Annotated in this window: 15 protein-coding genes; 10 read left to right on the top strand and 5 right to left on the bottom strand. The window is 64.2% G+C overall.

Going from position 1 to position 19,968, the window contains the following annotated elements; genetic code table 11:
- Window positions 1–469 precede the first annotated feature (469 nt).
- Complete coding sequence (locus D2K64_RS16490) at window positions 470–1,084, bottom strand: TetR/AcrR family transcriptional regulator (protein WP_120009479.1); 615 nt, start codon at window positions 1,082–1,084, stop codon at window positions 470–472.
- 194 nt (window positions 1,085–1,278) lie between these two features.
- Between D2K64_RS16490 and D2K64_RS16485 the strand changes: the two genes are divergently transcribed.
- Genes D2K64_RS16485 through D2K64_RS16475 form a run of 3 tightly spaced genes read left to right on the top strand, consistent with a single transcriptional unit; the run spans window position 1,279 to window position 5,067 of the window.
- A complete protein-coding gene (locus D2K64_RS16485; RefSeq protein WP_120009478.1) occupies window positions 1,279–1,776 on the top strand; it encodes a (2Fe-2S)-binding protein in 498 nt (165 codons plus the stop codon).
- On the top strand, window positions 1,773–2,828 hold the full coding sequence (locus D2K64_RS16480; protein WP_120009477.1) for an FAD binding domain-containing protein: 1,056 nt from the start codon (window positions 1,773–1,775) through the stop codon (window positions 2,826–2,828). Before D2K64_RS16485 ends, D2K64_RS16480 begins: the two co-directional genes overlap by 4 nt.
- Window positions 2,821–5,067, top strand: coding sequence for a xanthine dehydrogenase family protein molybdopterin-binding subunit (locus D2K64_RS16475; RefSeq protein WP_120009476.1), 2,247 nt, complete (start codon window positions 2,821–2,823; stop codon window positions 5,065–5,067). Before D2K64_RS16480 ends, D2K64_RS16475 begins: the two co-directional genes overlap by 8 nt.
- Window positions 5,068–5,689: 622 nt before the next feature.
- On the opposite strand, the gene D2K64_RS16470 is transcribed toward D2K64_RS16475, so the two are convergent.
- Both D2K64_RS16470 and folE read right to left on the bottom strand, forming a co-directional pair.
- Complete coding sequence (locus D2K64_RS16470; protein ID WP_120009475.1) at window positions 5,690–6,196, bottom strand: 6-pyruvoyl trahydropterin synthase family protein; 507 nt, start codon at window positions 6,194–6,196, stop codon at window positions 5,690–5,692.
- Between the two features lie 71 nt (window positions 6,197–6,267).
- Window positions 6,268–6,936 (bottom strand): GTP cyclohydrolase I, encoded by a 669-nt coding sequence (gene folE / locus D2K64_RS16465; RefSeq protein WP_157985896.1) that lies wholly within the window; start codon window positions 6,934–6,936, stop codon window positions 6,268–6,270.
- 204 nt (window positions 6,937–7,140) lie between these two features.
- Between folE and D2K64_RS16460 the strand changes: the two genes are divergently transcribed.
- Both D2K64_RS16460 and D2K64_RS16455 read left to right on the top strand, forming a co-directional pair.
- Window positions 7,141–7,662 (top strand): molybdopterin-dependent oxidoreductase, encoded by a 522-nt coding sequence (locus D2K64_RS16460; protein WP_202910712.1) that lies wholly within the window; start codon window positions 7,141–7,143, stop codon window positions 7,660–7,662.
- A gap of 36 nt (window positions 7,663–7,698) precedes the next feature.
- Entirely contained in the window at window positions 7,699–10,044 is a 2,346-nt protein-coding gene (locus D2K64_RS16455) for a putative bifunctional diguanylate cyclase/phosphodiesterase (RefSeq protein WP_120009473.1), read from the top strand.
- Between the two features lie 223 nt (window positions 10,045–10,267).
- Here D2K64_RS16455 and D2K64_RS16450 read toward each other — a convergent pair whose 3' ends face one another.
- Window positions 10,268–11,830, bottom strand: coding sequence for an alpha-hydroxy-acid oxidizing protein (locus tag D2K64_RS16450; RefSeq protein ID WP_238384237.1), 1,563 nt, complete (start codon window positions 11,828–11,830; stop codon window positions 10,268–10,270).
- A gap of 139 nt (window positions 11,831–11,969) precedes the next feature.
- Here D2K64_RS16450 and D2K64_RS16445 point away from each other — a divergent pair, with 139 nt between their 5' ends.
- Complete coding sequence (locus tag D2K64_RS16445) at window positions 11,970–13,757, top strand: transglycosylase domain-containing protein (RefSeq protein WP_120009471.1); 1,788 nt, start codon at window positions 11,970–11,972, stop codon at window positions 13,755–13,757.
- Between the two features lie 194 nt (window positions 13,758–13,951).
- On the opposite strand, the gene D2K64_RS16440 is transcribed toward D2K64_RS16445, so the two are convergent.
- Complete coding sequence (locus tag D2K64_RS16440) at window positions 13,952–14,893, bottom strand: LysR family transcriptional regulator (protein ID WP_162306207.1); 942 nt, start codon at window positions 14,891–14,893, stop codon at window positions 13,952–13,954.
- A 137-nt stretch (window positions 14,894–15,030) separates the two neighbouring features.
- Here D2K64_RS16440 and D2K64_RS16435 point away from each other — a divergent pair, with 137 nt between their 5' ends.
- The 4 genes from D2K64_RS16435 (at window position 15,031) to D2K64_RS16420 (ending at window position 19,936) form a co-directional block, all read left to right on the top strand.
- Window positions 15,031–16,350 (top strand): MFS transporter, encoded by a 1,320-nt coding sequence (locus tag D2K64_RS16435; protein ID WP_120009469.1) that lies wholly within the window; start codon window positions 15,031–15,033, stop codon window positions 16,348–16,350.
- Window positions 16,351–16,423: 73 nt separating this feature from the next.
- Entirely contained in the window at window positions 16,424–17,368 is a 945-nt protein-coding gene (locus tag D2K64_RS16430) for a 3-hydroxyacyl-CoA dehydrogenase (RefSeq protein ID WP_120009468.1), read from the top strand.
- A complete protein-coding gene (locus tag D2K64_RS16425) occupies window positions 17,365–18,246 on the top strand; it encodes an amidohydrolase family protein (RefSeq protein ID WP_120009467.1) in 882 nt (293 codons plus the stop codon). The genes D2K64_RS16430 and D2K64_RS16425 overlap by 4 nt, the downstream gene beginning before the upstream one ends.
- A 466-nt stretch (window positions 18,247–18,712) precedes the next feature.
- Window positions 18,713–19,936: an MFS transporter gene (locus D2K64_RS16420; RefSeq protein ID WP_157985895.1), complete on the top strand. Its 1,224-nt coding sequence runs from the start codon at window positions 18,713–18,715 to the stop codon at window positions 19,934–19,936.
- Window positions 19,937–19,968: the final 32 nt, after the last annotated feature.

Below are 19,968 nucleotides of genomic sequence, written 5' to 3'. Positions count from 1 at the left end.
GACGCCGCCCAGCAGGCCGATCACAATTGGACCTCTGGCGACGAGCAGGCCGGAGGAGGGATCCAGGCCGCAATGGTCTTGAACTCCTCTCGGAACGATCTTCGGAAGCCTTCTCCCGCGGTCCCGCCGGGATCGGCGGATTTGCGGTTTCCGCCGGCCATGAACGTACTGTCGGCCTTCCCGAGGGACCAAAAGTGACAAGTGTGGATGGCGTGGCGACGTCGCGGTCGCGGAGCGGCGAGGCTCCCGCATGAATGCTCGCCAGAAGCCAGCAGGACTGTGGCCGCCCGGCCGGGTGACGAGCCCCTTTCGCTCCTTCCCTGACGACAATCTCGCGCGCATGAGCCGGTCGATGCAGGCCATCTGCACCGCTGCGACATCAGGATTGTGATCCGGGATCGTGGCAGTGAGGGGCTCAGCCGCGAGAAACTCCACCACGCCTTGAATGGGCAGGCGCAGCACCTTCCCCTCAATGGTCAGTCGGAGGCCTTCCATCGGATGCATCAGGCCGAAGGCGCAGCCCATCCAGGAAGACGTCAAGAAGGCGGATCACCCGCGCCTGCCAGTCGGGCCCGTCCTGCAGGTAGGACAGTCCGATCACCGCGCGCAGCAGCTCATCCGGGCCGACATCGCCGCGGACTTCGCCAGCCTCGGCCGCCGGGAACAGCAGCGTCCCGATCGCCTCCTGCAACCGGCCAGTCGTATAGGTCATGAGCTCCGGCGGCTTATGGGCGGCCAGGGCCAGCGCCGTGGCCATCCCCTTCTTTGTCGCGATGAACTCCACCAATGCCTGCATCCAGCGGCGCAGCGCGGGCAAGGGCGGCAACTCCGTGGCGAGGTGTCGGGCCATCTCGGCCAGTTGCTCGACCTCGCGCCGGTAGACTGCCTCGTAAAGTGCCTCGCGCGTCGGGAAGTGGCGATAAAGCGTTCCAATACCCACGCCAGCCTGCCGGGCCACGGCTTCCAGGCCGGCTTCAGCCCCTCCCTGGCTGAACACGGCCTTGGCCGCTTCAAGCACGCGCTCGCGATTCCGGACTGCGTCAGCACGCGGCCTGCGTTGGCGATTGGCAGCTCGGTCGGTCATGGGCAGGCTTTGTCTCCCGCATAAATGGAGGGCGCCTCCGTTTTCGTCTTGCAAGCGGAGGGTGTCTCCATCTATCACATTCCAGCGGCGCGTGGAGCAGTCCCTCGTGCCCAGACCAATGTCCCGCACTGGGCTGCTGAGATGGCCCCGGGCGGGGCGGCCTGCCCTGACACCGCCCTCATCGGAGGCTCCGCATGAGCTTGTCGGTCACCCTCACCATCAACCACGTGCTGCAACAGGTCGAGCTGGATGACCCGCGCGTCACGTTGCTCGACCTGCTACGGGAGCGGCTGGATCTCACCGGCACCAAGAAGGGCTGCGACCGCGGCCAATGCGGCGCCTGTACCATCCTGCTGAATGGCCAGCGCGTGAACGCCTGTCTGGCACTCGCCCTCAGCCATGACGGCGCGGAGATCCTGACCATCGAAGGCCTCGCCGAAGGCGAAGCGCTGCATCCCCTGCAGGCTGCCTTCATCGCCCATGACGCGCTCCAGTGCGGCTTCTGCACCCCCGGCCAGATCATGAGTGCCCTCGGCCTCATCACTGAAGGCCAGGCCGGCGACGACCCGGAGCGCGTGCGTGAGGGCATGAGCGGCAATCTCTGCCGCTGCGGCGCCTATCGCGGCATTACCGAGGCGGTGGTCGAGGCGAGCCGGACCATGGCCGGCGCTCCGCAGGAGACGGCGGCATGAACCGGTTCGACTACGTCCGGCCGCGCACCGTCGCCGAGGCTGTCGCGGCCGGCGCGCAGCCGGGCAGCGCCTATCTCGCCGCCGGCACCAACCTGCTCGACCTCATGAAGATCGGCGTCGCGCGCCCTGCCCGGCTGGTGGATCTGAATTACCTGGCTGGCCTCGACACGATCGAGGAACTGCCTGACGGCGGAGTGCGCATCGGGGCGCGCGTGCGCAACGCCGATCTGGCGCATGATTTGGCGTTCCGCCGGCGCTTTCCGGCGGTGGCAGAGGCGCTGCTGTCCGGCGCCTCGGGGCAGCTGCGCAACATGGCGACGACCGGTGGCAACCTGCTGCAGCGGACGCGCTGCGCCTATTTCCAGGACACCGCCAGCGCCTGCAACAAGCGCGCCCCTGGCAGCGGCTGCGACGCCCATGGCAGAGAGAACCGGTTGCACGCCGTACTCGGCTGGAGCAAGACCTGCATCGCGACCCACCCTTCCGACTTCTGCGTCCCGCTGGTCGCGCTGGACGCCATCATGGAGATCGAAGGGCCAGAAGGCTGGCGCGAGGTCCCGCTGGCAGACTTTCACCTGCTGCCCGACGCCACGCCGGAGCGGGAAAGCGTTCTGGCACCTGGCGAACTCGTGGTCGCGCTGCGCCTGCCGCCGGAGGCAGCAGGCTTCGCCGCTCATGCGCGCTACGTGAAGCTGCGCGAGCGCACCTCCTTTGCTTTCGCGGTAGTGTCCGCTGCGGCCTGCCTGCGGATCCAGGAGGGTCAGATCGCTGCGGCGCGGCTCGCGCTCGGCGGCGTCGCCGCCAAGCCCTGGCGCGCCAGGGCGGCGGAAGCGTTCCTCCTCGGAGCTGCACCCGCTGAGGCCGCGTTCCAACAGGCCGCCACGATCGCATTGGCCGAGGCCCGCCCATCCGGTGACAACACCTTCAAGATCGAGCTGGCGCGACGCATCGCGGCACGCGCGCTGCGCCTCGCCGCCGCCGGCACGCCCGAGCGGCTGCCGGCCCTGCCCGCATCCCCCTTCGCCCCCCTTCCCGGAGGTCTCCATGGTTGAGGTCGCGCGCCTGCGGCACGGGTCCGGCATCGGGCAGCCTCTCACGCGCCGCGACGGCGTACTGAAGGTCACCGGCCAGGCGTCCTACGCCGCCGACAACCACCCGCCCGGCCTGCTGCACGCCGTGCTCGCGACCGCCCGCATCGCCCGCGGCCGTGTCGCCTTCCTCGACCTCGCCGCGGCGCGCGCGCATCCCGGTGTGGTGGAGGTGATGACACCGGCGAATCGCCCGGCGCTGGCGCAGGACCCGGACGACAAATCGGTCCCCTTCTCCTTCCGGCTCGACCTGCTGCAGAATGACCGCGTGCGCTACGCAGGCCAGCCCATCGCCGTGGTGATCGCGAGGACTCTGGAGGCCGCGACCGAGGGCGCCGCGCTGCTCGCGCCCCGCTACGAGGCCGAACCGGTCGAGGCCTCGCTGGATGCGGCGGATGTCTTCGTGCCGGAGGTCGTCGGCGCCGGCGCCCCAGGTGAGACATGGCACGGCGATGTTGACGCTGGCCTGGCCGCAGCCGAGCATCGGATCGACGCCACCTTCGAGACGCCGATGCAGTTCCACAATGCGATGGAGCCGCACGCCGTCGTGGCGGCCTGGGAAGGCAACCGTTTGTCGCTCGACATGCCGACCCAGGGTCTCAGCCTGACCCAGATGCGGTTGGCCGCGCTGTTCGGCATCCAGCCCGAGGAGATCCACATCCGCAGTCCCTTCATCGGAGGCGGCTTCGGATCGAAGCTGCTGAGCGGACCGCAGGTGCTGGGCATTCTCGCCGCGCGGCTGGTCGGCCGGCCGGTGAAGCTCGTGCTGCGGCGCGAGCAGATGTACGGCCCCGTCACCCATCGCGCGCCGACGCGGCAGCGGCTGCGCCTCGGCGCCGCGGCGGATGGTGGTCTGACGGCCATCCATCACCATGTCCGCACGGCGACGAGCCGCTTTGACGACTTCCTCGAGCCCTCGGCCGGCGTAAGTCACACGCTCTATGCCGCGCCGGCCATCGCGACGACGAACGAGGCCGTGCGGTTGGACACGGGCACGCCCGGCTTCATGCGGGCCCCCGGAGAGGCAAGTGGCAGCATCGCGCTGGAGAGCGCAATCGACGAAATGGCGTACAGCTGCGGCATGGATCCACTGGAGTTCCGCCTGCGCAATTACGCCGAGATCGAGCCGGTTTCGGGCAAACCCTTCTCCTCGAAGGCGCTGCGCGAATGCTATGTGGAGGGCGCGGCCAGCTTCGGTTGGGCGGGGCGACCCCTCCTGCCGCGCAGCATGCGCGACGAGAACGGGATGCTGGTCGGCTGGGGCCTCGGCACCGCGACGTTTCCCGCGCTGATGTTCCAGGGCGAAGCACGTGCCGTTTTGCGGCAGGACGGCACCGGCCTGGTCGAGACCGGCGCGCATGACATGGGACAGGGCGCCTGGACGGCGCTGGCGCAGATCGCCGCCGAAAGCCTCGGCCTCGACGCCAGCAGGCTCGAGTTCCGCGCCGGCCGTTCAGACCTGCCGAATGCAGGCATCGCCGGCGGCTCGGCGCACACCGCGACGGCCGGCGGCGCGATCCACGTCGCGGGCGCGCAGGTCATTGCACGGCTGACGGAGATCGCGGTAGCCGATCCGCGCTCTCCACTCTTCGGCGCCGGCAATATCGGCGTGGTCGCGCGTTCCGGTCGCCTGGTCCGGTGGGACGACGGAAGCCGCAGCGAGGCCTTCGGTGACATCCTCGCCCGCGCCGGCCTGCAGGAGGTGGAGGCGCGCGGTATGGCCAACGCGGATCCGACTGCTGCGGAGCGCTACGCGATGCACGCGCATGGCGCCGTTTTTGCCGAGGTGAAGGTGGACCCAGAGCTTGGGCAGGTCCGGGTGACGCGGCTGGTGGGCGCCTTTGCCGCCGGCCGCATCATCAATCCGAGACTCGTGCGAAGCCAATACTACGGAGGTATGATCTGGGGTTTGTCCTTCGCCCTGCATGAGCGGGCCGTTCTGGACCCTCGCACGGCACGGGTGGTGAATGCCGATCTCGCCGAGTACCGTGTGCCCGTGAATGCAGATGTGCCGTCGCTCGAGGCGATCCTGGTTGATGAGGAAGATCCACACGTGAACGCACTCGGCATCAAGGGCGTGGGTGAAATCGGCATCACCGGCACGGCCGGCGCGATCGCGAATGCGATCTGGCACGCGACGGGCGTGCGCGTGCGGCACTTCCCGGTAGCGATCGAGCATATCGTCGCGGCGGGGGATCTCTGATCCATGAAATGCAGGCTGATACGCCGGTGCGGGCCAAGCCAGCGGGCAGAATGAATCAAGTCCAGGAGCTCTCGTCCGGGTTGGCACGATTCCGGTGACCGCAGCAGCAGCTGCCACAGATTCGGCCATGTTCGAAGGGTCGATCCAAACTCGGTGACCTATGAGAGCATGGCCGGGCAACTTGCCCCGGCCACCTCCCAGGCCCGGCTTTGCCTCATGCACGCCGGAACGGTGCTTCGGCTGGCAACCGGAAAGGCATCAGCTCTGACCAGTCGACGCCAGAGCACGTCGAGGCCAGAACACGGATTGCCGACGTGAGGCGGACCTAGCTCGGCTGGAGATCGGACTGGCAGCGGAGCCGCTTTCTGAGTCAGTCCGCCCGAAGGAGAGCTTTCGAACTGTACGAGCAGTCTTCCGGGTGACTTGGCAGCGCACTTGAAGGTCACATGATCCAACGAGCGACGTTGACGTCGAGACCAGAGTCAGGAGCGAAAGCTTCGGCTCATCCTACACTATTCACAATCCATTTCCCCCGAGGTAGGGCGACGCGGACAATATCGCAGGAAGGTTCAACGCTAAGCGACGCGTCAGGCTGCAGCGTCATAGCGAAATCAGAGTAGCATTAGCGGCTCTCGTATATCGCCGAATTTCCGCCATGCTCCCTCACTTCGACACTCTCCAGCCACACCCGCGAACGCGTCTGCTGCGACACGAAGGTCGCAACAAAATCGAACACATATTGTGCCGTGGCTTCGCACCCGACGCTGGGCATGACTCGAACCGATACCAAGCCTTTGTCTGCCAGTGCCTGGAAATCGCTGAGGTGCGGATCGTCCTCTGCAACGACCATTGTGTGGTCGAAAAGCTCGTGCAGCCAAGCCCTGATCACCTTCAATCCGCCGAAATCCATACACCAATTCCGCTCGTCAAGCTCATGCGTCGCGAAGGTGAACTTGAAGGCAAGCGCGTATCCATGCACCAGGCGACAATGGGATTCGGCGGCCCGCCATTGACGGAAGCAGCAGGACAGGCCCTCGCTATGATCGTACGTCTTGGTGGAGCGGTAGAGGGCGGTCTCGCCGCGAGGCCTGCGGCCGGTTTGAGTTTTGACAGCCAGATCCGCGTTCATCCGATCCTCCTTGGGATGAGCTGTCGACGAACTTCCAGCCTGCAGGGCGTGAGACGCATCAGGGCACGGTCTCAGCAGCCGCGCTCGAGCGCGATACATTCTTGGAGGAACTCTTCACGCAGGCTCTGATCTGTCGCCAAGGCGCCATGATAGGAACTGCTGACCATCCGGCTGTTATGACTTGCACGAACACCCCGATGAGTCTTGCACATGTGCACAGCACTGATACGAACTGCGAGACCCCGCGGGGAGGTCAGATCGACGATGTGCTGACCAATCTGCTTCACCAACTCCTCTTGGATCTGCAGTCGCGCGGCGAAGTAATCGACGATGCGATCGTACTTCGACAGGCCCAGGATCTTGCCGTCAGCATCCGGGAGGATGCCGACATAGGCCCGACCATAGATGGGCATCAGGTGGTGCGCGCAGGTTGACCGGAGATCGATCGGGCCTGTGATGATGAGCTGATCGAAACCGCGAACGTTCTCGAACTCTGTAATATCTGGCGGAGAGTCGTAGCGCCCGCGAAGTGTCTCCTCGACCAGCATCTTGGCGACCCGTTGCGGTGTGTCCCGGGTATTGTGGTCGTTCCGATGGTCGATCTGCAGGACATCGAAAAGCTCTCTGAGTTTCTCGGCGGCAGAGCCCACCATCAGGGCCTTTTCTGAGCCATCGAGTGACAGGTCGAGGCTTTCGTTACCCAGTCGCGTGCGCATCAGGCGGCGGATCGTCATGCTCATGAAGATTTTCCACAACGAGGTGTCAGATCCGCCCATTCTGCTCCGGGCAACGATCAAATGTTCTTGAGTATGAAATCACGATTTGGTAATTGGAAGCAAGGAAAACCTTCGGTCTCAGATGCAAGCTACCATCCGGCAATCGTAGGAAATCCTCGTAAGCTACTGGCTATGCTTGGCTAAACATCTGAAAAGGCACGGCATCCTATGCTTTTCACCAAGCGGAATCTTGGGCTTTACACTGCCAAGGCGGCGCTCGCCGGTGTGGTCGCTCGCCCCGCAACTGCGGCCGTTCTAGCCGCGCCCACCCAGAAGCCTATCCTAACCATTTCTGGGAAAATCAACGTGCGCAATAAGGGCGAAACGGCCCAGTTCGATCGTGCCATGCTGGAGAGCCTCGGCATGACGTCATTCGAGACAACAACGCCCTGGTACCAGGGCACTGCCCGTTTTGACGGCGTGCGTATGGATCGTTTGATGGAGACCGTCGGTGCGTTCGGGGAGCGAGTGCTCGCTTACGCTCTGAATGATTACAGCACGGAGCTGCCGATCAGCGACTTCAGGAAGTATAATGTCCTGCTGGCCCTGAAGCGGGATGGCGCTTACATGCCCGTAAGGGACAAGGGTCCGCTCTTCATCATATATCCTTTCGACAGCGATCCTGAATTGAAGCACCAGCGTTTCTACAGCCGGTCAGCATGGCAGCTCGCACGGCTTACCGTGAGCTGATAGGCGCCTCAGTACGTTTGGAGGGCAACTTCGTTCATGCCGGAAGCCCTGCGACAATCAGAAAATAGCAAGACGCTGGCTTGGCGCATTTTCAAGCCAGCGTTGGCGGGCGTGGCGGCAATCTTTGTTTCGGCTGCTGTCTACACGTCTCACCTGATCGCAGAGCGGCAGGACGCGCTGAAGCAGACCTCGCGGTACAATGTAGCATGGGTGGCCAGTCAGGCTGTTTCCGAGCTTCTCAAGCTTGAACAGCGCATTGCCGCTTCGGGTGTTCCGGGCAGCGACGTGGACCAGGATGAGGTTCAGCTGCGCCTGGATATCCTCTTCAACCGCGTCAGCGTTCTGGCCGGTCCGGATGTCCGGGATCTCGCCCTCCTGAACCCTGAGGTGTCGACGGTCATCGCCGATCTTGACCTTGTTCTCCATCGCGTTCAGCCGATGATCCCTTTGCTCGAGGCGCCGCAAACCTCCCGCGCCATGCTAGTGCTGCTGACACCATTTGAGCAAAGGCTGGCGAGGCTTGCTGCAGCAGCCAATGTGCGCGGTGGTGATCTTGTCGCTGAGGATCAACGACAACTCAGCCAATTGCACTGGTTTTTCTCGGGCGCCATGGTGATCCTGGCTGCCTGTGGCCTGGGGTTGTTTATTCTCCTTCTCCTGAGAAATAATCTGCTGCGACAGGTTCACCGGCAACTCCTCGATCGCTCGCATCAACTGGACACGCAGAACGGGCGCTTCGATGCGGCATTGAACAACATGTCGCAGGCTTTGTGCATGGTTGACGCCGATGGGCGCCTGATCGTGTGCAATCATCGCTTTCTGGAGTTGTTCGAGTTAACCCAGCAGATCGCGAACACCCGCGCTCCGATCCAGATGGTTCTGCAGGCCGTCATGAGAAAGGGCGGGCCTCGAGCCGCACTGGCCAGAGAGATCTATGCCAGGCAGGAGCTTCTGATCCGTACGCGTGAGGCGGCTGACTTTTTTTGCGAACATAGCAGCGGACAGGCATTGGCTGTTTTCCACCGTCCGATGGGCGCGGGCTGGATCGCCACATACGAGGACATCACAGAACGCCGCCAGACCGAGGCGAGAATCGCATATCTGGCGCATTACGACCCGCTCACAGGCCTCCTCAATCGCGTCCTGTTTCGCGAGAGACTGGAGCATTCTTTGGCGGTCCTCGGCCGGTCGGATCAACCTCTCGCTGTTCTGTGCCTTGATCTCGACAGCTTCAAGGAGGTTAACGACACACTGGGTCATCCGGCTGGCGATACTCTGCTCAAGGAAGTCGCGCAACGGCTTCGCCATTGCGTCGGTAGTGATGGCGAAGTGGCGCGCCTGAGCGGCGATGAGTTTGCGATCCTCTACCCCTCGATGGGCGACGTTGAGCGCGTGCGCATCCTCGCGCAGCAATTAATATCCGAAGTTGCCGAGCCTGTTGAGATCGATGGCCAGAACTTGGTCGTTGGCTTGAGTATCGGCGTGAGCTTATCTCCCCTCGATGCGATTGAGGCTGATGATCTTCTCAAGAAAGCCGATATCGCGCTCTACCGCACGAAATCAGCTGGCGGGCGGGACGTCCGCTTTTTCGAGCAGAACATGCAGGCGCAATTAGAGGCACGAAGAGCCATCCAGGCGGAACTCCGCGGCGCACTTGAGAGGCGGGAGCTGGAGCTCTACTACCAGCCTATCTTCAGTCTGTCCGATCGTTCCATCGTCGGCTTCGAGGCGCTGCTACGCTGGCATCATCCGGAGCGCGGCATGGTGTCGCCTGTCGACTTCATCCCGGTTGCCGAGGAAACTGGGCTAATCATCGAAATCGGAGATTGGGTGATTCAGCAAGCCTGTGCCGATGCGGCACGATGGCCATCTGGCGTCCGCGTCGCCGTGAATCTATCTGTCCTGCAGTTCGAGAAAGCGAATCTGCTGCAAGTGGTGCGCGACGCACTGCATTCCAGCGGCCTCCCCGCCCGCCGTCTTGAGCTGGAGATCACCGAATCGGTCCTGCTGAAGGAGGATGAGGCTACCATCCAGACGCTGCATCAGCTTAAGGCACTCGGCCTTCGCATTGCACTCGACGATTTCGGAACCGGATACGCTTCGCTCAGTTATCTCCGGAGCTTTCCTTTCGATCAGATCAAGATCGATCGATCCTTCGTTCAGGATCTGGGAGTTCGGGCTGATGGTGCATTAATCGTCAATGCCGTGGCGGAATTGGCGCAGAAGCTCGGCATGGAAACCACCGCGGAAGGCGTTGAAACGAGCGAGCAGCTTCGTCTCCTCCAGGAAGCTGGATGTACCCAGGCACAAGGCTTCAATTTCGGGCGGCCTAATCCAGCCTCCCAGGTCATGCGCTATTTCGCAGACGCCATGCAGCGTTGAAGCCTGGCATCAGCAGGGTCAAGCATCTAGGGGTAGACCTCTGAAGGGGAGCCCGTGAAACTGACCTTGGAAATGGCGTCATCATCGTGCTCCTCTGTTCATCACCAGCATCTTCTGCCCTGTCGACTTTCCAGACGAAACATCCGGAAGCTTCGGGAAGACTGCTGCTGGAGGCGGAGAAAGGAGCCTGCCACTCCTTCTGGCAATCGTGCCGATGGTGGCCTCAACAGCTTGATCTCGGCAGGCCCGTTTCGCCATCTAATCCAGATCTTCGCGACGAGGGCGTCACGCCGATCCCGTGTGGCTCCACCAGCACTGAGCGGTTCAACTCGTGGACGCTCCGGCAGCCCATCAGGGCCAGGGTCAGGTCCAGATCCGCGGCCAGCGCTTGCAACACGGCACGCACACCAGCCTCGCCGCCCAGCGCCAGGCCGTATATGTAGGGGCGGCCCAGCAGCACCGCCCTGGCTCCTAAGGCAAGCGCCTTGATCACGTCGGATCCGGTCCTGATGCCGCTGTCGAACAGGACGGGGATGCGCCCGCCGATCGCCTCCACGACGGCCGGTAACATGTCCAGGGAGGCCACAGCGCCGTCCACCTGCCGACCACCATGATTGGAAACGATGATGCCATCCATGCCGGCCTCCAGCGCCTTGCAGGCATCATCGGGATGCAGAATGCCCTTCACCAGGATGGGCAGGCTTGTCATCTGCCGAAGCCGGGGCAGATCGTCCCACGTCAGGTCGGGACGGGAGTAGCCCGCGACGAATTGCTGCACTGCCTGCACGACCGCTGTCGGCGAGGACAGGGCGCGCAGCATGCCCTGAGGCCACGAGCGCAGCAACTCAACCACGGCCGGCAGGGAGCGGAGGCCGAGCGCAGGACGCTCGGACGGATCCGCCGCCGGCGGCGGCAGGGCGCAGAAGGCGGGATCCGAGACGTAGTTGGCGATGCCACGACCGTGCAGAAAGGGCAGGTATCCCCCGTCCAGGTCTCGCGGGCGCCAGCCGAGCTGCGTCGTATCCAGCGTGACGACGATGGCCTCGTAGCCCGCCGTTTCGGCACGGCGCAGGAAGCTGGCCGCCACCTCGTCCCGCGCGGACCAGTAAAGCTGAAACCAGCGAGGGCTGCCGGCACAGGCCGAAGCAACGGCCTCCATTGGATAGGAGGCCTGGCTGGAGGTGATGAAGGTGAGGCCCTCCGCCGCGGCGGCACGGGCCGCAGCGAGGTCGGCCTCCCGGTGCGCCATGCCCAACACGCCAATCGGGGCCAGCAGAACGGGAAGTGGCATGATTCTGCCAAACAACTCAACCGCGAGTTTCCGTTCCGAGACGTCACGCAACATGCGCTGCAGGATCCGATAATGGTCGAACGCGGCACGGTTGGCGGCGGCGGTACGTTCCAACCCTGCGCCGCCGGCAATATAGGCCCAGGCGCGGCGGGTCATGCTGGCCTGCGCCGCATGCTCCAATGCTTCCGGCGCGCAGGGAACCAGCGGGCGCCGCCCGCCAAACCCGGATGTGAAGATCCGGGCCTGATGCCGCCGGCCCTGCCCTGCCATAAGATTTCCCTTCATCATCCATGCCGGTAGGATGTGCCACTGTATCGCGCAGGATGCGCGGTGTGCGGGAGCCCGGCAACCGGGAAGTCCTGCTGCATGGGTACCGCAAGCCACGACCAGGATTCGCATCTCATATCCCAGTAAAGGAGTTTCCCTCATCCCGACGAGGCGCGGTTTGGAAGCGCTGAAAGGACCCAAACCAAGCAACTGCGTCCGGTCTTGCAAGGCGCCGCGAAGCGCGTCTTCGGAGCAACAGGCAGAACCGAGGCAGCGAGCGCCTGACCGTATCCGGCATAGGCGCCGCATATTGTTAAGTGTCGCCGGACGCGGCGTAGTGTAGGAGAGGACATGCGCTGGCAATGCCATGTTCGTTGACGAACCTTTCGATCGTCGGGGTTTCCTCGCCTTGCTGGGCCTGGCAGCCGGAACTCCTCGCCGTTCCGAGGCGCTGGAGTTCACAGATGCCGATGAGCTGATCGCTCATAATCGCGAAGACGGAGTGCGGCTGCTCAGTGCAAAAGGGGAGTTCATCGGTGCGCGCGGAGCGTATTACGGCCCGCCGGTGCCGTTTGCCCAGCTTCCCAGGCATCTGATCAATGCGCTGGTCGCCAGCGAAGACCGCCGGTTCTATGAACACTGGGGGCTGGATCCCAGGTCCATGGCCCGCGCTGTCTGGTCAACGCTTACGGGGCGCACGCAGGGCGGCAGCACCCTGACCCAGCAGGCCATCAAAGAGATTTATCTTAAGGAACACAGCCCAATCGTCCGGAAGCTTCTGGAGGAGCCCGTGCTGGCGCCGATCCTGGAGTTGAACCTGAGCAAGGACGACATCTTGCTCGTGTACCTCAACAGGGTCTTCTTCGGCGGAAATGCATATGGCATCGAGGCCGCCGCGCGAGTGTACTTCAACAAGTATGCGCGGAACTTGAGCGTCCTGGAATCCGCCATGATGGTCGGGTTGCTTCCTGCGCCCAATCGGTTCAACCCCCACCGCAATCTCGAGGTATCGCGCGACAGAGGCTTTCGGGTCATCGAGCAGATGGTGGAGGCCAATTATCTCTCACGGGCGGCTGCGGACCGCGCCAAACGGCAAGGTGTCAGCATCGCTCCATCCAGATCCGCCTGGGGAGGCGTTTATCCCCGCGGCACGCAGATCGGCTGGTTCGCCCATTGGGCCGAAAAAGAAGCCAATGCCAATTCCGTAGCTACTGCACGGCAAGGTACGAGAACCATAAGCACTACCCTGGACCTGGGCATTCAGGCATCAGCTGATAGGCACCTGCAACAAGCACTCCGCCAGCACGCGCGGCCAAGCCACATCGCAGAGGGCGCGGTGGTCGTCATGCGCTATGACGGCGCGGTGGTAGCGCTGGTGGGCGGCCGTGATTACAAGCAGAAGGAATGGGATCATGCCACCCAAGCCAAACGGCAGCCGGGCTCCGTGGCCAAGCTGTTCGTGTATCTCGCAGCGCTTCAGGATGGCAGCACGCCTGACACGCGGATCAGCGACGCTGCGTTGACCCTGGGTGGCCGGCCAGTCAGGAATTTCGATGACCGGTACAGTGGCGAGATCTCCCTGGCGGCAGCGCTGGAGAAGTCCTCCAACACGGCCGCAGTTCGGCTGGCGATGCAGAATACCGGAAAAGTCCGGGAGCTGATCAAGACACTGAACATCGGGGATGTTCCGGCCGGCGAGGCCGGGGACTTGGCGCTCGGTACCTATGAGGCCAAGCTGGTTGATCTGACGGCAGCTTTCGCCAGTATTGCGAACCGCGGCAGGATGGTCATTCCCTATGCCGTCCAGAGAGTTCAGGATTCAGCCGGCACCGAAACATTGACACGCGTGCTGCCGGCACCTTCAGAGATCAGGCAAGTCGTCGCGCCGCAGCATGCCGATGCCATGCGACAGATGCTCGCGGATGTTGTTCGGAAAGGAACCGGTCAAGCTGCGGATCCCGGCTTCTGGGCGGCAGGCAAGACCGGAACAACCACAGCCAGCCGTGATGCCTGGTTCATCGGCTTCACCGAACATTATGTGGCTGGTGTCTGGCTCGGCAACAGCGACAACACGCCCATGCTCGGCGTATCAGGCGGCGGATTGCCGGCTCAGATCTGGCGCGCCATCATGAGAGACACATCCGGGAGCCCCTGACACCCTGTATCGGAAGGTTGCCCTTCAACCCGACCAGCTCGGTGAATGCTGGCGTGTTGACGAGCGGCAGGATCAAGGGAGCAGGGCCAGCCCTCTTTGTAGCTTCGAGCGACCTCCATCGCCCATTTTCTCAGAGGATGGAAGCGCTTCTGGATCACATTTCCGCTCTCAGCGGGACGTGGTCATCGCCAGCATCAAGCTGCATCCAGTCGTGCAACGCCGCGCAAAAGACCCGCGAATTCGGCCGACATGCCGCTCAGCCGCTCACCGCGGCGGGTCAGGATGCCGAACCCGCTCAGCTTCGCCTCGATCACGATCGGCAGTTGCCGCAGCAGGCCGGCCGCGACATGATCCCGCACCAGCGGCTCCGACAACATCGCCACGGCATCCGATCGCTCCAGCAGCTGGATCATCGTCAGGATGGAGTTCGCCTCGACCATATCGGCCGGGGTCGGAACGCCGGCCTTGGCGAACTCGGCCTCCAGCAATTGCCGCGCCGGAGTGGCCATCGACTGCATCACCCAGCGCTGATCGGCCAGGGCTGCCAGCGTGAGCCTGCGCCGGCGGGCCGCGGGATGGCCCGCCCGCGCCACGATGCAGAGGGCCTCGTCACCGAGCGGTTCATAATCATACAGGTTGTGCTGTCGTGCCTCATTGAAGCGGCCAACCGCCAGATCGGCACTCCGCGACGCCAGTAGCTGCAGCGCGTGGTCACTGGATTCGCCATGGAGGCGGATGGTGAGGAGCGGGTGCCGCTGCTTCATGTCGGCAACGGCCTGCGCGATCAGGTCGGGCGTGGCGCCCAGAATGGTGCCGACGGTCAGCGTGTCGCCGCCGCCACGCCGGCGGGTTTCCATGGCCATGATCAGCCGGTCGAACTCCGACATGACCCGCAGGGCGAAGGCCAGCACGTCGCCTCCCGCCGCCGTCACGTGCAAGCCCCTCGGCCGCCGTTCATAGACGGCGAAGCCGAGACTGGCTTCCAGTTCCGCCAGCATCTTGGTGGCGGTCGGCTGGGTGACGTTGATCACAGTGGCGGCATGGCGAAGGCTGCCCTGCTCGCCGACCACGGCGATCAGTCTCAGCTGCTTGAGGCGCACGCGATCGGCCAGGGCGGCCGAAGTTGAAGCCGGCATGACACGGTATTCCATCTTTCGATCGAAGTTATTCACTTATCGATTGGCGGGCAACGGATCGGGCGCGGAACATCGCGGCCAATGGGGTGCGGTGCGCCGCATTCCCCACAACAAGATCAACGGTAGGACGCGTCTCCATGTCAGCATCCAAGGGCGTGCCGCTGGGCGGCTCCGCCTCCGCACCGCTGGAAAGCGCCGAAGGCTTTCGCGGCCGTGCAAAGGCCGTGCTCGGCGCCGGTATCGGCAATGTTCTCGAATGGTATGATTTCACAGTCTACGCCTATCTCGCGGCCATCATTGGACGGAAGTTCTTCAGTTCCGGGGACGAGACCACTGCCCTGCTCGCGACCTTCGCCGTTTTTGGCGTCGGCTTCGTCGCCCGGCCGCTGGGCGGCATTTTGATCGGTATGTTCGGCGACCGATTCGGGCGCAAGCCGGCGCTGCTCCTCACCTTCGGGCTGATCGCCTTCTCCACCGGTATGATCGGCATTCTCCCCACCTACGAGACCATCGGTGTCGCCGCTCCTATCCTGCTTGTGGTGGCGCGGCTGCTGCAGGGCATCTCGGCAGGCGGTGAGTGGGGAAGCGCGGCCTCCTTCCTCGTGGAATGGGCCCCAGCCAACCGGCGCGGCCTTTACGGCAGCTTCCATCCCGCCGCCATCTGCGCCGGCCAGTTGCTGGGCGCCGGCATCGCGGCCGGCCTGACCACGCTCCTCGGCAATGAGGCGATGGGCGACTGGGGCTGGCGCGTTCCCTTTCTCCTCGGCGCGCTGATCGGCCCGCTCGGCCTGCTGGCACGCCGTCAATTGCACGAAACCCCGGCCTTCAGGAAAGCCAAGGCGGAACCCGGCCACTCCGCCGCGGCGACGTTTCCGATGATGCGCGCCATGGCGGTCGCATTCGCCTTTCCGGCCCTGCAGTCGGTCCTCACCTACCTGTTCCTGAGCTACTTCCCCACCTTCACCCAACGCTTCGCCGGCCTCGATGCGGGAACCGCACTCTGGTCGACAGCTCTCGCAACTTTCGTGATGGGCAGCAGCTGCGTCGCCTCCGGGCGGCTGTCGGACAGCATCGGCCGGAAGCGCTGCCTGATAGCCTCCTGCATCCTGTCCCTGGTGTTCGCCTATCCGCTGCTGTCATGGCTGCTGGCCAGTGGCTCGATCACGACCACGATCATGATCCAGGCCGTGTTCGCCAGCTTCTGCGGCCTGTTCCTTGGTGCCATGCCTGCGGCTCTCGTTGAGATGTTCCCCACAGCAAGGCGGCTGACCGGATTGGCCACGGCCTATAATTTGCAGTCCATGATCTTCGGCGGCTTCGCTCCCTTCATCGCGTCCTGGATGATCGCACGGAGCGGCGCTCCTGTTTCCATTGCCTTCTTCATCATGTTCGCGGCGCTGATCTCTGCCCTGGCCATCTGGCGGCCGCGCGAGACAGCCCATACCGAACTCAGCTGAGCGGAAAGGATCCTTCCACGATGCTTGGCATCGCTGCCGACGCACATCATCGTTCCCGACGAAAGCCCCTGGCATGACGGATCATCAGCGGCGCGTCGCGGTGGTCGGTGCAGGCATGATCGGCCAGGGCTGGGCCATCACCTTCGCCCAGGCCGGCTACCGCATCGCGCTGTGGGATCCTGATCAGGCGGCGGTACCCCGCGCGATGGATCAGGTCCGGCGAAAACTGGAGGAACTGGCGACGGCGCAACTGCTGTCCGAAGCACCCGGCATCCTCATGAACCGCATTTGCGATCACGCGACGCTCGCCGAAGCGGTCTCGGACGCGGATCATGTTCAGGAGAACGGACCGGAAGACCTTGCAACCCGCCGCGCATTGTTTGCCGAACTCGACGCACTGGCTCCGGCGCAGGCGATCCTGGCCAGTTCCACCAGCGGGATGCGCCCGAGCAGCTTCACGGAGGCTCTTCCGGGACGCGGGCGTTGCCTGGTCGCCCATCCGGCCAATCCGCCCTATCTGTTGCCGCTGGTGGAGCTCTGCCCCTCCCCCTGGACCACGGCGCAGGCCATGCTGCGCACCCGACAATTGATGCTGGACGCCGGACGCCGCCCCGCGGCCCTGCACAAGGAGGTGGATGGCTTCATTCTCAACCGGCTCCAGGGCGCGCTGCTGGCAGAAGCCTTCCGCATGATCGGTGATGGGCTGACCGAGCCGGAGGATGTCGATACGGTGGTGAGGCATGCGCTGGGCCCGCGCTGGTCGTTCATGGGCCCGCTGGAGACGATTGACCTCAATGCCCCCGGCGGCATCAGGGATTTCTGCGCGCGATACGGTGCGCTCTACGAGGCCTTGCAGCATCAGATGCCACCGCGGCGCTGGGACGCGGCCTTGGTGGAGCGCATCGCGGCAGCCCGGCGAGACGACCTTCCGCTGGAGGACATCGCCGCCCGACAGGCTTGGCGGGATCGGCGTCTGGCGGCGTTGGCCAGGCATCAGGCCGGTCAGACAGAAACATGAATGAGCCGGTCCCCGACTGCCCTGCGCCCCTGCCGAGGATCCGTACCCCACGCTTCATCGCGCCGCCTGGTGCCTGTGACTGCCACTTCCACGTCTTCGGCCCGTACCGGGAATTCCCGCTTCAAGGGGACCGGAGCTACACACCGCCGGAGGCGAGCCTCGACCGGTTCCGCGCGGTCATGCGCACCCTCCGCCTGCAGCGCTGCGTCATTGTCCAACCCAGCGTCTATGGCCTGGATCATTCCTGCCTGCTGGACGCGCTTGAGCGCCTGGGCTCCAGGGAAGCCCGGGGAGTTGCCGCCAGTGGATGCGACGCACCAGACCGGAACACGATCGTTGCCTGGCACCGCGCGGGTATCCGCGGCCTGCGGCTGAATCTGGTCAGCGGCCGCGGCCCGGACGTGGCGGCCCTTCGCAACTTCGCCGCGTGTCTGGCTGATCATGGATGGCACCTGCAGGTCTTCCTGCCACGCCCCGTGTTCGTCGAGGCCGTGCCGTTGTTGCTGCAGCTTCCCGTACCAGTGGTCGTGGATCACCTTGGAGATCTGGATCCAGGCCAGGGACGGGATGACCCCGTGTTCCGTGGCATCCTGCGTCTCCTGGACAAGGGGCACGGCTGGGTCAAGCTGATCGGCTACCGCTCCTCGCAACGCGACGCACCGTTCCCGGATCTCATTCCCCTGATCGGGGAGCTGGCACGCCTTCGACCCGATCGGCTGTTATGGGGAAGCAACTGGCCGCACCCGCTTCGTGACCGGAAGATGCCGGACGATGGTGATCTGCTGGACGCTCTATCCACATGGCTGGCGGACACCTCCCTGCTGTCGCGTGTTCTCGTGGAGAATCCGCGAAATCTTTACGGATTTGAGCATTGCTGACCCGGCACACGGGTCCTCGCAGGAAAACAAGGGCAGGTCCCGTCCTGCCGTCGTGCCCCTGACGGCGTTCAGTACCACGGCGATCCAAGCTGTTCCTGCCGTAGCGGCGATCTGTGCGCACCTCATGCACCCCTCATCAGGTGCCCGCACCCGCGACATCCACGGGACGAGTGACAAATCCGGATGGCCGCTCGGCTTCGTGTTGACGCCCAACCGATCTCCCGGTTGACGGGCCGGCAGTACCCTGCTGCAGAACCTGCCCTGCGGCGGAACCGGAGAACCGTGTCGATCATCCCGCCGGATCGGCACCGGCCCTGGAAGTGCTGCTTCCGCCTGTTTCACTGCCACGGCCGCACCGCCACCCGCTCCGAAAGATCCCGACTGGAACGACCTGTTGCCGCGATGAGCAGGACGGTGGAACATCCCCGAAGAGCACAAGAATAACCGCCGGGGAAGGAACGCCAAGGTGCCAGATGCCGGAGCCGCGCAGCCGCGCGGCGTACCGCTACATGCCGTTTTCGCCGTTCCGGATTTTCGTCGTCTCTGGGTGATCGGCCTCGTGATCTTCGGCGTGCGCTGGCTGGAGACCACGGCCGTCGGCATTTTCGTCTATCAGGAACAAGGCTCGGCGCTTCTCGTCGCATTCATGATGCTGCTGCGCCTGGTACCGATGGCGCTGCTCGGCGCGTTCCTGGGTGCCTGGGCGGAGCGGGTGGAGCGCAGGACCGCACTCCTGATCATGGTGATCGGCTCCTTCGGGGCGTCTCTGGCGTTGGGAGTGCTGGCATTGGCCGAGGCGCTGCAGGTCTGGCATCTCGCGCTTGCCATTCTTATCAACGGCGTCAGCTGGGCGGCCGATAATCCCGTCCGCCGCATGATGCTCGGCCAGGTGGTCGGTGCGGATCGCATGAGCACGGCGATGTCGGTGGATGTCGGGACCAACAATGCCAGCCGCATGCTCGGACCAGTGTTGGGCGGCCTGCTGCTGGCGACCACCGGGATCGCAGGTGCCTTTCTGCTGAGTGCCCTGTGCTATCTCCTGGCAATTGCAGCGGCACTTCGCCTGAACTACCGCAATGATATGCCAGCTTCAGCGGGAAGCGTGCTGAGCCGCGTCACCGCGGGCATCACACTGGTGCTGGCCGAGCGGCGCCTGATGGCGGTCATGCTCATCACGCTGATCTACAACATCTTCGCCTGGCCGACGATGAGCATGATCCCGGTGATCGGTCAGGACCGCCTGATGCTCGGGCCGCAGGGTGTCGGCGTTCTTACCAGCATGGATGGGATCGGCGCTTTCTTCGGAGCGGTCATTATCGCCTGGTATGCACGGTCGACCCATTATGGGCACCTCTTTGTTGGCGGGGTGGCATCCTACTGCGCCATGATGGTGCTGTTCGCGCTGCTCCCGCATGCTCTGCCCTCCGGCTCGGCGTTGTTGCTGGCAGGATTGGGCGGATCGGGGTTCAGCATCATGCAGACCACGCTGGTGTTCCTTGCCACACCGCCGGAGATGCGGAGTCGCGTGCTTGGCCTGCTCTCGGTCTGCATTGGTGTCGGTCCGCTGGGGTTCGTGCATCTTGGCTTGTTGGCCGACGCCATCGGTGCGCATCACGCAGTTGCGCTGTCGGCTGCGGAGGGGCTGCTGGCACTCTGGCTGACGCGACGCTGGTGGCGAAGTCTCCTGTAGGAAGGCCTCCCGGAGGAAGACACCGGCCCCTC

Origin of the sequence: Teichococcus vastitatis, assembly GCF_003604215.1 — a bacterium.
GTDB classification, from domain to species: Bacteria; Pseudomonadota; Alphaproteobacteria; order Acetobacterales; family Acetobacteraceae; genus Pseudoroseomonas; species Pseudoroseomonas vastitatis.
The sequence above is the reverse complement of the archived record's forward strand: the minus strand, read 5'-3'. Positions and strand labels throughout refer to the sequence as shown.